Consider the following 15262-nt stretch of genomic DNA (forward strand, 5'->3'; position numbering starts at 1 on the left):
GCCCGTCGTAGTGTGCCTGTATGAATCTCGTCAGCGATTCCGCGCTCCGCCGTGCTCTCGCCCGTGCCCGCGACGGCAAGACCCTCGACGTCACCGAGGCGACCGTCCTGCTGCACGCGCGCGGTGAGCACCTTGACGCTCTGCTCGAACACGCCTCCCGCGTCCGTGACGCCGGGCTGAAGGCGGCCGGCCGCGAAGGGGTCATCACCTACAGCAAGAAAGTGTTCATCCCGTTGACCCGGCTGTGTCGTGACCGGTGCGGCTACTGCACGTTCGCGACCGCGCCGCACAAGCTGGACTCGCCCTTTCTGAGCCCTGACGAGGTGCTGGAGATCGCCCGGCAGGGTGCGGCGATGGGGTGCAAGGAGGCGTTGTTCACGCTGGGGGACCGGCCGGAGGACCGCTGGCACCAGGCCAGGGAGTGGCTGGACGCGCACGGCTATGACGACACGTTGTCCTATGTGCGGGCCATGGCGGTCAGGGTGCTGGAGGAGACCGGGTTGCTGCCGCACCTCAACCCGGGCGTGCTGAGCTGGCGTGACCTGCAGCGGCTCAAGCCCGTGTCGCCGTCCATGGGGATGATGCTGGAGACGACGTCGCGGCGGTTGTTCGAGGAGAAGGGGCAGGCCCACTACGGCTCGCCGGACAAGGACCCGGCCGTCCGGCTGCGCGTCCTGGAGGACGCCGGGCGGACGAACGTGCCGTTCACCACCGGCATCCTGATCGGCATCGGCGAGACCGTGACCGACCGGGCCGAGTCGATCTTCGCCATCCGGCGGGTGGCGCGCGAGTACGGCGGGATCCAGGAGGTCATCGTCCAGAACTTCCGCGCCAAGCCGGACACCGCCATGCGCGGGCTGCCGGACGCCGACCTCCAGGAGCTCGCCGCCACCATCGCGGTCTCGCGCCTGGTCCTCGGCCCTCGCGTACGCGTGCAGGCCCCGCCCAACCTGGTGGACGCCGAGTACGAGCTGATGATCCGCGCGGGGATCGACGACTGGGGCGGGGTGTCGCCGCTGACCCCCGACCACGTGAACCCGGAGCGGCCCTGGCCGCAGATCGACGACCTCGCGGCCCGTACCGCCGAGGCCGGCTTCCAGCTGCGGGAGCGGCTGACCATCTATCCCGAGTACGTCCTGGCCGGCGAGCCCTGGCTGGACCCCCGCCTGATGGCGCACGTGTCCGCCCTGGCCGACCCCGGCACCGGCCTGGCCCGCGCGGACGCCCTGCCGAAGGGGCTGCCGTGGCAGGAGCCCGACGGCGGGTTCACGGCGTCGGGCCGGGTGGACCTGCACGTCGAGGTGGACACCTCGGGGCGCACGCACGACCGGCGCGACGACTTCGACAACGTCTACGGCGACTGGGAGGCCCTGCGCGACCGCCTGCCCCAGACGGCCGGCGTGATCCCCGGCGACATCCGCCAGGCGCTCAGGCGGGCCGAGGCCGACCCGGCGGGCCTGACCGACGCCGAGGCCGTCGCGCTGCTCGGGGCGGAGGGGGAGGCGCTCGACGAGCTGGCCGCCATCGCCGACGACCTCAGGCGCCAGGCGGCGGGCGACGAGGTCACCTACGTGGTCAACCGGAACATCAACTTCACCAACGTCTGCTACACGGGCTGCCGCTTCTGCGCCTTCGCCCAGCGCAGGACCGACGCGGACGCGTACACGCTGAGCCTGGACCAGGTGGCCGACCGCGCGCAGGAGGCGTGGGAGTCGGGCGCGACCGAGGTGTGCATGCAGGGCGGCATCCACCCCGACCTGCCCGGCACCGCCTACTTCGACATCGCCAAGGCCGTGAAGGCCAGGACGCCGGACATGCATGTGCACGCGTTCTCCCCGATGGAGGTCATCAACGGGGCGAGCCGGACGAACCTCTCCATCCGCGACTGGCTGGAGGCGGCCAAGGAGGCAGGCGTGGACTCGCTGCCCGGCACGGCGGCGGAGATCCTCGACGACGACGTGCGCTGGGTGCTGACCAAGGGCAAGCTGCCGGCCGGCGAGTGGATCGACGTCATCACCACCGCCCACGAGGTGGGCATCCCCACGACGTCCACGATGATGTACGGGCACGTCGACAACCACCTGCACTGGGTGAAGCACATCAAGCTGATCAGGAGCCTCCAGGAGAAGACCGGCGGGTTCTCCGAGTTCGTGCTGCTGCCCTTCGTGCACACCAGCGCGCCCATCTACCTGGCCGGCATCGCCAGGCCCGGGCCGACCGCGCAGGAGAACCGGGCCGTGCACGCGCTGGCCCGGATCCTGCTGCACGGCGCGATCGGCAACATCCAGTGCTCCTGGGTGAAGCTCCGCGACGACCTGTGCCGCCAGGTGCTCCAGGGCGGCGTCAACGACCTCGGCGGCACGCTGATGGAGGAGACCATCAGCAGGATGGCGGGCTCGGAGAACGGCTCCTACAAGACCATCAGCGAGCTGCGCGAGATGGTCGAGGTCACCGGCCGGCCGGTCAGGCAGCGCACCACCGAGTACGGGACGCCGAGCGCCGAGCGGCTGCGGGCCTCCGAGGCCAGCGACGGCGTCTGCCAGAGCGTCCGCAGGGTGCTGCCGATGGCGTAGTTATAACATGTTCTAACAAGACTTGCGCCCGCCATGGGAGGCGCTGGAAGAATCATCACTCCCCTGGGAGAGAGGTTCATCGTGGTGTTGGGTCGGCACCGCGCCGCGCTGTCCCCCGAGCAGCGACGCAGGAAGGCGCTCCAGCGCGGCATGCTGGCGGGGCTCACGGCCGTGGCCGTGGTCGCGGCCACCCTGGTCGTGGTGTTCGGCGGCGGCGCCACGCTGTGCACCACACGAGAGCCTGTTCTGGTCGGCGTGGCGGCCGCGACGGACGTGGCGCCGGCGGTCATGGAGGCCGCCGGGCGCTTCAACGAGACGAAGACGTCGGTGGGCGGCCGGTGCGTGCTGGTGCAGGTGACCGAGCAGCCGCCGGCCACCGTCCTCCGCACGCTGATCGGCGACCGGGCGGGGGTGCTGCGCGAGCGGCCCGACGGGTGGATCGCGGACTCGTCGGCCTGGATCAGGCTGGCCCGCCAGCAGGGCGCGAGCGCGCTGCCGGCCGGGGAGAGCGTGGTGGCCACGTCGCCGCTGGTCTTCGCGACCCGCTCGTCGCTGGCCCAGCGCTTCTCCGTGGGCAAGACCGAGATGAACTGGCGGATGGTCTTCCCGCCGACCGTGCGCGGGCGGCTCACGCCCAACGCGAACGAGCCCGACGTCGTACGCGTCCCCGACCCGTCGCTGGCCGGAGCGGGCATCGCGACCGTGGCCGCCGCCAGGGACGTCGTCGGCACGGGCCCGGAGGCGGACAAGGCGCTGACCGCGTTCGTCCGCTGGGCGCAGGCGGGCTCGGCGCCCGACTACCGCAGCATGCTGGCCGCGGTCGACGACCACACCTTCTGGCAGCGCCCGGTCGTCATCGTCCCCGAGCAGTCGGTGTGGGACCACAACCTGCGGCCCTCGCCCGACCCGGTGGTCGCGCTGCACCCGCGCGAGGGCACGATCAACCTCGACTACCCCTACGTCGTCACCGCCACTGACCCGACGGTCGCCGAGGCGTCCACGCTCTTCGCCGGCTGGCTGACCGACGCGCAGGCCCAGGAGGTGATCCGGCGGGCGGGCTTCCGGTCCGGAGACGGCACCCAGGGCCCGATCTCGCCGGGGCCGCAGATCCCGTCCGCGGCCCCGAAGACCCGGCCGTCGGTCTCGCCGCAGGACATCGACGAGGCGCTGCGGGCCTGGAGCAGGCTGGCCCCGCCGACGAACATCCTCGTGCTGGCCGACACCTCCAAGCACATGGCCGAGTCGATGAACGGCAGCACCAGGGTCAGGGTGGCGCTGGACGCGGCCAAGATCGGGCTGCAGCTCTTCCCCGACTCCACGCACATGGGCATGTGGGAGTTCGCCGACCGGCTGGGGCGGATCAAGGGCTACCAGGAGCGGGTCGGGCTCGGCCCGATCAACGAGCCGGCCAGCGGACAGGTGATCCGGCGCAGCCGTCTCGACGAGCTGACCAGCACGATCACCGCCCATCCCAAGCGGGACAGCTCGCTCTACGACGCGATACTCAGCGGCTTTCGCGAGGTCACGAGCGACTACCGCGAGGAGATGAACAACTCGCTGCTGGTGATCACGGCGGGCCGCGACGACGGCAAGGGCTCGAACCTGACGCAGCTCCTGAACCATCTCCGGCGCGAGTGGAACCCGGACAAGCCCGTCCAGATCGTCATCATCGCCTTCGGCAAGGGCGTGGACCGGGCGAGCCTGTCCCAGATCACCGCGGCCACGAACGGCTCCCTGCACGAGGCCCAGGAGCCGGGCGAGATCATCGACGTCTTCCTCGCGGCGCTGGCCCGCCGGCTGTGCCATCCCACCTGCAAGCCCACGGCCTGAGCACAGAAAAAGGGGGCGCCGGAGCGCCCCCTTCGACTGCGTTCGATCAGACTTTCGGCTTTCGATCAGACCTGCTGGGTTCGATCAGACCTTCTGCCACAGGGCCGGGACGTTGGGCGGCTCCCAGCCGGCGATGGCGGTGTGGCCCTGGAGGCACCGGTAGGTGGAGCCGTTGTAGGTCACGGTGCTGCCGGTCGCGTAGGTGGTGCCGGCCTTCCACGTGCCCGAGGGCGTGGTCGGGGTCACCGTCGGCGTCGGGGTCGGCGTCGGGGTGACGGTCGGGGTCGGCGTCGGGGTCGGGGTCGGGTTGCCGCCACCGCCGCCGATGTTCAGGTCGATGCAGGAGTAGAAGGCGTTGGTGGTGTCGGAGATGTTCCAGATCGCCAGGACCTTCTGCCGGCCGGAGTAGCCGGAGAAGTTGACCGTGTGGGAGAGGGTCGCCGGCGGCTGCTGTCCGTTGCCGTTGAACACGGCCACCCGGGTGTTGCCGATGTAGTACTCGTAGTTGAGCGTGGCGTGCCTGGCGGTGAACGTCCAGGTGAAGGTCACCGTGGTGCCCACCGACGCGACGGGCCACGGCTTGCTCTCGTCGCTCAGCTGGGCGAACTGCCCGAGGTTGGCGTGACAGTTACGCAGCCCCTTGGGGCCTTCCACGCTCTGCGGCTCGTAGATGATGTTGCCGCAGTTGGGGACCTTGCCCTGGGCGCAGTTGGCCTGCCTGCTCGGGGGCGAGTTGACGTAGCCGTGCGCGAACGCCGGAGTGGTGTTGAACAGCGTCGTGGCGACGCCGATCACCACCACGGCGACTAACGTGAGAGTCCTTCTCATGAAGTGGCTCCTTTACATGGGGGGATGGTCCAAATGTAAAGGAAACTTTCCTAACGGTAAACGGTCGGCTGACCGCGGTTTGGAAACCCGGTCAGCGCGTGAGGATGAAGTCCTTCGGATCGCGGGGCGCGCGGTCCCGCGGCGGCGCGGCGGCGTGCCCGACCGCCACGCAGCCCATCGGATCCCATGATCCGGGCAGATCCAGCACTTCGCGGACCACCGGACGGCAGAACATCGTGGACGACACCCACGCCGAGCCGAGCCCCTCGACGGCGAGCTGGATCAGGAAGTTCTCCACGCCCGCGCCGGTCGCGACGATGAACATCTCGCGCTCCGAGGCGTTGCGCCGCTCGTCGCGGTAGGTGTGGGAGCCCTCCATCACCAGGCACGGCACCACCAGGTAGGGGGCGTTGCGCAGCACGTCGCCGCGCTTGACCCGCTTGGCGATCGACTGCTCGGTGAACCCGTCGCCGCGCAGGTCCTCGATCCACGCCTCGCGCATGGCGTCGAGCAGCTTCGTCCTGGTCTCCGGCGACTCCACCAGCACGAACCGCCACGGGGTCGTGTGGTGCGGCGCGGGCGCGGCGATCCCCGCCGCCACCGCCCGGCGCACGGCCTCCGAATCGACGGGCCGGTCGGAGAACTCCCTGATCGTCCGGCGGGCGAACACGACGTCTCGCGACCCGAAGCGGAACAGGTCGTCGTCGGCCGCCCTGACCAGCGGCCGGACACCCGGCCCCGCGTCGTCGGTGACGAGGTGGGCCAGCCCGCGCACGATCGCCACGGGGACCCCGGAGAGTTTGCCCTTGACCAGCTCGGCCGCGCCCGCGATCTCGTCGGCCAGCGCCGTGACGGTGGCGTTGAGCGCGTTGCCGTAGCCGTCGGAGGAGCCGCGGAAGTCGTCGAGCGGCCGCATGCCCGCCACGCCGATGGCCACGTCGGTGAGGCCGTTGCGCCACGGGCGGCCGAACGTGTCGGAGACGATCACGCCTGTCCGCGCCGGCAGGCCCTTCCTGATGCGCTCGGCCGAGGCGTCGGGGTCCTCCGGCAGCAGCAGCACCGTGCCGGGCTCGGTGTTGGAGGCGTCGACCCCGGCGGCGGCCATGACGAAGCCGTGGCGGGTCTGGGAGATCACGGTGTCGCCGCGCCTGGCGACCACGCGCTCGCTCTCGTCCTCGATCGCCTGGACGCGGTCGGGCGCCTGGCGGACGCGGCCCTCGGCCTTGCTCACGATCTTGGAGGTGACGACCACGATGTCGCCGTCGCGCAGGCCGGCGTCCTGGAGCAGCGCCGCCACGTCGTCGCCCGGCCGCACCTCGCCGATGCCCTCGACGGCGATCACCTCGACGCGGCTCGGCACGGCTGCGCGCTCTGCGTCCCGGGGCACGGCTGCGCGCTCTCCGTGCTGTGCGTGCTCCGCGCGCTCTGCGTGGTCTGCGGGGCGGTCGGATGCGGTCATCGGGAGAGCTCCAGGGCGAGGTCGAGGGTGGTGGCGGCGATGGCGGCGGCGGCTTCCGCGTCGTGCATGAGGATCGGGCGGGCGAGCACGCGGACGCCGTCGAGCGCGACGCCCTCGTCCTCCTCGGCCACCAGCCAGCCGTCGATCAGGTCGGAGCCGTACAGGTCGAGGACGGCCTGCGCCGTCGTCTCCACCCCGATGGCCGTCAGGCAGGCGTCGGCCATGCCGCGCACGGGCGCGCCGCCGATGATCGGCGAGACGCCGACCACGGTCTTGGGAAGCAGGGCCGCGCGGATGCCGGGCACCTGCAAGATCGTGCCGATGCTCACGACCGGGTTGGACGGCGGCAGGATGACCACGTCGGCCTGCTCGATCGCCTCCAGCACGCCCGGCGCGGGCTTGGCCGTGTCGGCCCCCACCAGCGCGAACGACTGCGCGGGGACCGAGGCGCGCAGGCGCACCCACCACTCCTGGAAGTGGATGGCGCGCTTGCCCTGCTCGTCCTCGATCACGACGTGGGTCTCGCAGCGGTCGTCGGTCATGGGCAGCAGCCGCACGCCCGGCTGCCAGCGCGTGCACAGCGCCTGCGTGATCTGGGAGAGCGGGTAGCCCGCCTCCAGCATCTGCGAGCGGACGATGTGGGTGGCGAAGTCGCGGTCGCCGAGCCCGAACCACTGCGGCTCGACGCCGTAGGCCGCCAGCTCCTCCTTGACGACGTGGGACTCCTTGGCGCGCCCCCAGCCCTGCTCCTCGTCGATGCCGTTGCCCAGGGTGTACATCACCGTGTCGAGGTCGGGGCAGACCCGCAGGCCGAACAGGGTGATGTCGTCACCGGTGTTGCCGATCACGGTGATGGAGGACTCTGGCGCCGCCAGGCGCAGGCCACGCAGGAAACGGGCGCCGCCGATGCCGCCGGCGAGGGACACGATGTGCATGCGGCCCAGTCTTCCATCGGGCTCTGACAACCCTGTCTCGGGAGTGGTTTTCTCTACCTTGGTATGGGTGTACTTCCTGGTACGGGGCTAATTGAGATGTATGAGGTTCTTGGGACTTCCGCCGAGTAAGCGAGCGATGTGGCAAACTCCCTTCGGACCAAAGGGTCCGTTGGGGGTTAGTTGTGAGCAAACTTGACGTCGCCCGGCTGAGGGAGCCGGCCGCCTGGATCATGCTCGTCACCGGACTGATGAACGTGGTGCTGGCGATCGGCCACATCGTGATCGGCTCGACCGGCTCGTCCTTCACGGACCGCGCGGCACTGAACTTCTCGAGCCTGACCAGCCCGGTCGTGACAGCGCTGCTCCTGGGTGCCGTCGTGCTCGTCACCAAGATCGGCGAACCGTCGTCCAAGGCCAAGCCCATCACGTACGGGGCCGCGGCCGGGCTGCTGCTCGCCGCGGTGTTCGGCATGCTGTCGCTGCTGCTCGGCCTGTTCTCCGGCGGCGGAGCGCGCGGGACGGTGGAGTTCGTGCTCACGGGCGTGCCCACGCTCGCGCTGACCGCCGTGGCGCTGGTCTACCTGCTGCCTCAGGTGCTGCCGGAGCGGCCCGTCGCGCAGGTCTACCACCAGGACTTCGGGCAGCAGGCGCCGTACTTCGGCCAGCAGCAGCCCGGCTACGGCCAGCCTGGTTACGGCCAGCAGCCGCCGTCGGGCCAGCAGCCCGGTTACGGGCACCAGGAGCAGGCTCAGCCGGGCGGCCCCGGGTACGGGCAGCCTGAGCAGGCCCAGCCTGCCGGCTACGGCCAGCAGCCCCCATCCGGCCAGCAGCCCCAGCCCGGCCAGCCCCAGTCCGGCCAGCCTCAGCCCGGCCAGCCCCAGTCCGGCCAGCCTCAGCCCGGCCAGCCCCCTTACGGCCAGGAGCAGTCTTCGCCCTACGGTCAGCAGCCGCCCTCGGGTCAGCAGCCCCTGCCCGGCCAGCAGCCCGGCTACGGTCAGTCCGGCTACGGCCAGCAGCCGCCGTCGGGCCAGCAGCCCGGCTACAGCCCGCAGCCCCCGTCCGGCCAGCAGCCCGGCTACGGCCAGCCCGATCCCGGACAATCTGGTTACGGTCAGCCCGATCCCGGTCAGCAGCCTGGCTACGGTCAGCCTGGCTATGGTCAGCAGCCGCCGTCGGGCCAGCAGTCCGGCTACAGCCCGCAGCCCCCGTCCGGCCAGCAGCTTCCGCCCGGTCAGGGCTACGGCCAGCAGCCGCCGAGCTTCGGCGGCCAGCCCGAGCAGGGCTCCTACGCGCCCGCCGACTTCCAGCAGGCCGGACAGCCCGAGGTCCAGCCCCTGTACGCGCAGGAGACCTACCAGCCGCCGATCAGGGCCGCCCTCCCCGCCGCGCCCTCGGACCAGCGCCAGCCGGAGCAGCCGCAGTTCGGCCAGTCCGACCAGGCCTACCCGCCGCAGGGCTTCGGCCAGGACTCGGGCTTCGGGCAGGACTCGGGCTTCGGCCAGGGGTCCGGCTTCGGCCAGGACTCCGGGCTGGGGCAGTCGTCCTACGCTCCGGCGGACACGGCGCCGTCGGTCCAGCCGGCTCCCGACTACTCCACCCCGCCCGTCGGCGAGTACACCCCCGCTCCCTACGTCCCGGCGGACAGCCAGCCGAACCTCCACGGCCAGCCGAGCCCGAACCCCTACGCGCCCGCGCCGGCCGACCACCTCAACCCGTACGCCCCGTCGGCCGACCAGCAGAGCCAGTACACGCCGCCGGACACCACGCCCAACGCCTTCGCCGCCCCCGTGGAGCAGGCGTTCCCCGTGGGCGAGACCGCGCCGAACGTGCCGTTCCCGCCGGTCGAGCAGCCGCAGCAGTTCGGCCAGGGGTCCTACTTCGGCCCGAGCGCCTTCGACCAGCAGGGCGGCGACCAGCAGGGCGGGTCCCATGGCCCGCAGGGTCAGCCGGGTGGTCAGCCGTTCACCGGGTACTCGGGTCACGAGTACGCCACGCCGGCCGCGTACCAGGAGCCGGACGCGCCCGTGGATCCGCGCTCGCAGCAGCTCATGGACGCCTACCAGCAGGCGGAGACGTACCAGCACTCGTCGGGCCAGCATTCGACCGGCCAGCACTCGACCGCCGGCACCCAGCCCGAGCTGCGCGTGCCCGACTACTCCAGCCAGGCGGGCCGCCCGTACGACGACCCGTTCGGTCACCCGCAGCAGGCCCAGCAGCCCCACCAGCAGCAGCCGGCCGGGTACGAGCCTCAGCAGGGCCAGTACCAGCCCACCCACCAGGCGCCGTCAGGCGGCTGGGCCGAGGCTCAGGGCGAGTCGACGATGCGGCTCGACCCCTCGTCGTTGGGGACGGGCACCTTCGGCGGCGAGCAGCGCCGTCCGGGGGACGACCCGATCGACCCGACCGCCATATACACCCCCAATGAGCCACGCAGGTAACGGACCGGCAATGAGCGATTAGAGAGAAGGTGGGCCACGGGCGGGCGTCTATCCCGCCCTGGTACGGTTCCGACCGCTGACAGCGTTGAACATGCCTGGCCGGGGCCCTCTGCGCAGGGTGCCGACCGGGTGCGAACATCACATGCCGAGCACACCGGGGCGAGATCTGGTCTTTCCCCGGATACCTGCATGCCGCTTGACGTCACGTACGGCACGCGCGTGTAATTACAACCATGTTGTTACGCCTTCCTGTGGGTGGGTAGTAAGGAAGGCGTCCATGGGGGGCTCCATTGCGGGCGGGCGGCAGGGAGGTGTGCAGTGACCGATCCGGTCATCGCACAGGATCAGCTTGACGCTGAAGAACTTGGCTGGCAGGAGCGTGCCTTGTGCGCGCAGACGGATCCAGAGGCGTTCTTCCCGGAAAAAGGCGGCTCTACCCGAGAGGCCAAGAAGGTCTGCCGAACGTGCGAGGTCCGTGCAGAGTGCCTGGAATATGCACTCGAGCACGATGAGCGGTTCGGCATCTGGGGTGGGCTGTCCGAGCGGGAGCGCAGACGGATCAAACGCCAGGCCGTATAGGTATATGGGCGAAGGGGTCACACGGGTTGTCCGTGTGGCCCTTTTTCGCATGTATGTGACCTTCCACCTGTATGGTGGGCGCGCCTGATCAACCCCCCAGGAGTCGTCCACCCATGTCCCGTCCCTACGTCACCGCTATCGTCGTCGCCCATGACGGCGCGCGCTGGCTCGGGGAGACGCTGCGCGCTCTGGTGAGCCAGAGCCGCAGGCCCGACCGCGTGGCCGGCGTCGACAACGGCAGCAGGGACGGCTCGGCCGGCCTGCTCGCCCAGACGCTCGGCAACGCCAACGTGATCTCCCTGCCCCGCTCCACCGGTTTCGGCGAGTCCGTTGCCGAGGTGCTCTCACGGCTGCCGTCCGGCGGTCGCGACGAGTGGATCTGGCTGCTCCACGACGACTGCGCCCCCGACCGGCGCGCGCTGGAGGCCCTGCTCTACGCCGCCGAGCAGGATCAGAAGGCCGCCGTGCTGGGCCCGAAGCTGCGCGACTGGATCGATCGCCGGCGGCTGCTCGAGATCGGCGTGACCGTGGGCCGCACCGGGCGCAGGGACACCGGGCTGGAGCCGCGCGAGTTCGACCAGGGGCAGCACGACGGGACGCGAGAGGTGCTGTCGGTGTCCACGGCGGGCATGCTGATCCGCCGGGACGTGTGGGAGCGGGTGGGCGGGCTCGATCCGTTCTTCCCGCTGTTCCGTGACGACCTCGACCTGTGCTGGCGGGTGCGCAACGCCGGGCACAAGGTGTTGAACGTGACCTCCGCCGTGGCCTGGCACGCCGAGGCGGCCGGGCGCAGGCGGCGGCGCATCGCGGTCAGCGGCGACCATCCGCGCCGGCTGGACCGGCGCAACGCGATCTTCGTGGTGATGGCGAACCTGCCCTTCGGCGCGATGCTGTGGGCGCTGCTGCGCAACGTGTTCGGCTCGGCCTTCCGCACGCTGCTGTTCATCGTGAGCAAGCAGCCCGCGAACGCGCTGGACGAGGTGGTGGCCATGGGCTCGATCCTGGCGCACCCGTTCAGGCTGATGAAGGCGCGAAGAGCACGCCGCCACGGCCGCAAGAAGGGATATATCCGCATAAAGCGGTTGATGACCCCGCGCTGGGCGGCCTATCGACGGCTCATCGACATGGTGCAGAGCTTCCTCTCCGGCGAGGCCCCCGTCGACTCGACCGGACGCCACCACCACGCCTCCGCCCCGTCCTCCCCGGACGACGAGTACGCGGCCGTGCCGCAGGACTCCGGCGCGGTCAAGCGGTTCATCACCCGTCCGGGCGTGGTGCTCATGCTCGCCCTGGCCCTCGTCTCCCTGATCGCCGAACGCTCCCTCCTCGGCGGCGAGCGGCTCGGCGGCGGCGCACTCGTGCCGGTGACGGGCGGCGCGAGCGACCTCTGGGCCTTCTACACCGAGGGCTCCCACGACATCGGCCTCGGCTCGAACGCCTGGGCGCCCCCTTACGTCGCCGTGCTCGCCGTCCTGTCCACGCTGGCGCTCGGCAAGACCTGGCTGGCGGTCTCGGTGCTGCTGCTCGGCTCGGTGCCGCTGGCGGGCGCGACGGCGTACCTGGCCACCCGGCACGTCATCCCGGCGGTGCCCGCGCGGGCGTGGGCGGCGGGGACGTACGCGCTGCTGCCCGTCGCGACCGGCGCGATCGCGTCGGGGCGGCTGGGGACGGCCGTGGTGTTCGTGCTGGTGCCTCTCTACGCCTCCCTCGGCACGATCCTGCTGTCCGCCGAGCGCCGCCAGGCCCGCCGCGCGGCCTGGGGACTGGGCCTGGCGCTGGCCGTGGGGACGGCGTTCGTGCCGCTGGTCTATCCGCTCTTCGCCGTCCTCGGCGTGCTCGGCGCGGTGGCGTTCGGCGGCGGGCGGCGCGGCGTGGTGACGTCCATGGTCATCGCGCTGGCCGTGCCGGTGGCGCTGCTGTTGCCGTGGCTGGCGAGCCTGGTGGCGGACCCGGGCCGGATCCTGCTCGAAGCCGGGCTGCACGACCCGGCCCTCGTCGATCCCGCCCTGCCCGCCGAGTCGCTGCTCGCGCTCAGCCCCGGAGGTCCCGGGCTGCCGCCGTTCTGGGTGAGCGCCGGTCTCGTGGCGGCGGCGCTGGCCGCGCTGCTCATGCGCCGCCAGCGGATGATCGTCGCGATCGGCTGGGGCGTCGCCCTGTACGGGATGCTGGCGGCCATCCTGGTCAGCCGCATCACCGTCGAAGGGGCGCGGGCCTGGCCGGGGGTGCCGCTGGCGTTCGCGGGAACGGGGCTCCTGGTCCTCGTCGGCCTGACCGCGCACCGCCTGGCCGAGCTGCGCGCGGGCGGCGGGCTGCGCCGGATCGGCGCGACAGTGGTCGTGGCCGTGGCGTTCAGCACGCCGCTGCTGGCCGCCGGCTACTGGATGGCGAACGGCGTGCGCGGGCCCCTCGTCGGCGACTCACCGGACGTGCTGCCCATGCTGGCGGCGGCCCGTACCGTGAACGGGGAGCGCACGCTGGTGCTCAAGGGGTCCTCCTTCACCGTGCTGCACGGCCGTACCCCGCTGATCGGCGAATCGGAGCTGCCCGTCGCGTCCGAGGCCCGCACCCGGGTGGCCACGGCGGCGCAGGGCCTCGTCGGCGGGCGCGGCGGCGACGCGGCGACCCTGGCGCAGCACGGCATCGCGATGATCGCCGTGGCGCCGCCGTTCACGGCGGAGCTGGCCAAGACGCTCGACTCCCAGCCGTCGCTGCAGCGCCTGAGCCTGTCGGAGGAGGGCGGCGGGCTGTGGCGCCTGGCCGAGCCGGTCACGCGCGTGCCAGTCCAGCCGGAGAGCGTCCTGCACAAGCCGTGGCTGTGGGCGCAGGGGGCGCTGGTGCTCCTGGCGGCCCTCCTGGCGGCGCCGGGTCGGCGCGAGAACGCGGGGGAGGCCGTGGAAGCACCGGCCCCAGTCCTGGCGGGGGCGCGATGAGGGCGTTCGTGGAGAACCTGGCGGGTGCGTGGTGAAGGCGTTCGTGGAGAACCGGTTCGGGTTGCTGGTGCTGGTCGTCGTGGCGTTGATCGCCATGTACGGCGTCGCCTTCGTCACCAGGCCCGCCCCCGTGGTCCCCGTACCCGAGGGGCCCAGGAAGGTGGCCGTCGAAGCCGTCACCGCAGTGTGCCCTGGGACGAAGGGGGAGCACGTCAACGTCTACCTGCCGGGCACCCTGTCCGACGAGACGATGCGGGACGGGAAGCCGTACGTGACGAGCGGCCCCGGCGGGCTGGAGGCCGGCTACCTCACCCGCGTCACCCAGGGCGGCGGGCGCGGCCTGGCCGGGATCCGCTGCACCGAGCCGTCCCCGGAGACCTGGCTGGTGGGCCCCGGCCCCGCGAGCGCCGACGTGCGCCTGCACCTCACCAACCCGGACAAGGCGCCCGCGCTCGCCGACGTCCAGGTGTACGCGGCCGAAGGCCCGATCTCCGGCGACAAGGGGCTCGGGCTGGAGATCGCGCCCGGCGAGCACCGCGAGATCGACCTCAAAGACCTGGCCCCGTCGGCCGACGTGATGACCGTGAGCGTCACCACCGTCTTCGGCCGCGTCGCCGTCGCCGCCAGGACCACGCTGGAGACCGGAGGAGTCGACTGGCTCCCCGCCGCCGCACCGCCCGCCACGCGCGTGGTCGTCCCCGGGATCCCCGGCGGAGGCGGCGGCCGCGAGCTCCTCGTCGCCGCCCCCGGCGAGAACGACGCCGTGGTGCAGATCAAGGCCGTGAGCGAGGACGCCGAGTACGCCATGAAGGGGCGCGAGACGCTCGACATCCCCGCGGGCAGCGTGGTCTCGCTGGACGTGACCACGGGAGTCGGGGCCTCGTCCGCCGCCCTCGTGCTCACCTCACCGGTCCCGATCGTGGCCGGGCTGGTCATCACGGGTACGGGCCAGCGCTCCGACGTCGCCTACACCGCCGGCACCTCGTCACTGGCGCTGGGCAGCGCGGTGGCCCGCAACGCGACGGGCTCCCGCCTTGTGCTGACGGCACTCGGCGGTCCGGGCAAGGTGCGGGTGCAGGTGGTGCCGGAGAAGGGGACCGGGGAGCCCGCGTTCGAGGTGGAGGTGCCGGCCGGGCGGACCAAGAACGTGGGGATCAAGGCCAAGGGGGACTTCGCGCTCGTGGTCACCCCGGTTTCCGGGGAGGTCTACGGTGGGCGGGTGGTGGAGGAACGCCTGAAGACGGGCCTGCTCATCACGACGCAACCGCTGGCGGCGGCGAGGATGTTCACGATGCTCCCGCCTTTGACGGACAGCCAGCGAGTGGTCGCGCCCTGAGAGTGGGGTTCTGGGGCTCACTGCGTGGTCCTGCGCCTTCGGGGGCGCTGCGCGCGAATCGGGCTCCGGGCTCTGTTCCCCAGGGGGCTGCGCCCCCTTCGACCCCCCTGACTGCGAGGTCCTCGCAGTGGGGTGTGCTTCGCGCGATGAGAGCTTCGGGCTGTGTCCTGTGGGGGCATGCCCCCACACCCCCGGCGAGGGGCCTGCCGGCCCCTCGCGCTCCCCGGCGTTGAGCCTGGTGGCGGGGTGATGGACGATCATCGCCGGGTCGCCGGGTCGCCGGGTTGCCGGGTTGCCGGGTTGCCGGGTTGCCGGGTTGCCGGGTTGCCGGGTTGCCGGGTCGCGGGGCTGGGG

Annotated in this window: 9 protein-coding genes; 6 read left to right on the plus strand and 3 right to left on the minus strand. The window is 71.8% G+C overall.

Going from position 1 to position 15262, the window contains the following annotated elements; all coding sequences use genetic code 11:
• The first annotated feature begins 20 nt into the window (after positions 1–20).
• Positions 21–2573 (plus strand): bifunctional FO biosynthesis protein CofGH, encoded by a 2553-nt coding sequence (locus ETD85_RS21715; protein ID WP_138691587.1) that lies wholly within the window; start codon positions 21–23, stop codon positions 2571–2573.
• Positions 2574–2657: 84 nt separating this feature from the next.
• The gene (locus ETD85_RS21720) at positions 2658–4403 is read left to right on the plus strand and encodes a substrate-binding and VWA domain-containing protein (protein ID WP_240779290.1); all 1746 of its coding nucleotides are present in this window, start codon (positions 2658–2660) and stop codon (positions 4401–4403) included.
• A gap of 84 nt (positions 4404–4487) precedes the next feature.
• Here the strand turns inward: ETD85_RS21720 and ETD85_RS21725 are convergent, their stop codons facing one another.
• The 3 genes from ETD85_RS21725 to cofD all read right to left on the minus strand — a co-directional run bounded on the left by ETD85_RS21725 (position 4488) and on the right by cofD (position 7625).
• Complete coding sequence (locus ETD85_RS21725; RefSeq protein ID WP_138691588.1) at positions 4488–5231, minus strand: lytic polysaccharide monooxygenase; 744 nt, start codon at positions 5229–5231, stop codon at positions 4488–4490.
• Between the two features lie 91 nt (positions 5232–5322).
• Positions 5323–6618: a coenzyme F420-0:L-glutamate ligase gene (locus ETD85_RS21730; protein WP_240779291.1), complete on the minus strand. Its 1296-nt coding sequence runs from the start codon at positions 6616–6618 to the stop codon at positions 5323–5325.
• Between the two features lie 68 nt (positions 6619–6686).
• The gene (gene cofD / locus ETD85_RS21735) at positions 6687–7625 is read right to left on the minus strand and encodes a 2-phospho-L-lactate transferase (RefSeq protein WP_138691590.1); all 939 of its coding nucleotides are present in this window, start codon (positions 7623–7625) and stop codon (positions 6687–6689) included.
• A 182-nt stretch (positions 7626–7807) separates the two neighbouring features.
• Here cofD and ETD85_RS21740 point away from each other — a divergent pair, with 182 nt between their 5' ends.
• The 4 genes from ETD85_RS21740 (at position 7808) to ETD85_RS21755 (ending at position 14908) form a co-directional block, all read left to right on the plus strand.
• The gene (locus tag ETD85_RS21740; RefSeq protein WP_138691591.1) at positions 7808–10063 is read left to right on the plus strand and encodes a hypothetical protein; all 2256 of its coding nucleotides are present in this window, start codon (positions 7808–7810) and stop codon (positions 10061–10063) included.
• Between the two features lie 318 nt (positions 10064–10381).
• A complete protein-coding gene (locus ETD85_RS21745) occupies positions 10382–10642 on the plus strand; it encodes a WhiB family transcriptional regulator (RefSeq protein ID WP_206058445.1) in 261 nt (86 codons plus the stop codon).
• 113 nt (positions 10643–10755) lie between these two features.
• Complete coding sequence (locus ETD85_RS21750; protein WP_138691592.1) at positions 10756–13572, plus strand: glycosyltransferase family 2 protein; 2817 nt, start codon at positions 10756–10758, stop codon at positions 13570–13572.
• 28 nt (positions 13573–13600) lie between these two features.
• The gene (locus ETD85_RS21755; RefSeq protein WP_240779292.1) at positions 13601–14908 is read left to right on the plus strand and encodes a DUF5719 family protein; all 1308 of its coding nucleotides are present in this window, start codon (positions 13601–13603) and stop codon (positions 14906–14908) included.
• The last annotated feature ends 354 nt before the right edge of the window (positions 14909–15262 follow it).

The sequence above is a fragment of the Nonomuraea zeae genome (assembly GCF_005889725.1).
In the GTDB taxonomy this organism is placed as follows: domain Bacteria; phylum Actinomycetota; class Actinomycetes; order Streptosporangiales; family Streptosporangiaceae; genus Nonomuraea; species Nonomuraea zeae.

Excerpts from the sequence above, each read along its gene's own strand:
- ETD85_RS21750 (WP_138691592.1), top strand. The coding sequence starts at position 10,756 with ATGTCCCGTCCCTACGTCACCGCTATCGTCGTCGCCCATGACGGCGCG.
- ETD85_RS21725 (WP_138691588.1), bottom strand. The coding sequence starts at position 5,231 with ATGAGAAGGACTCTCACGTTAGTCGCCGTGGTGGTGATCGGCGTCGCC.
- ETD85_RS21715 (WP_138691587.1), top strand. The coding sequence starts at position 21 with ATGAATCTCGTCAGCGATTCCGCGCTCCGCCGTGCTCTCGCCCGTGCC.
- cofD (WP_138691590.1), bottom strand. The coding sequence starts at position 7,625 with ATGCACATCGTGTCCCTCGCCGGCGGCATCGGCGGCGCCCGTTTCCTG.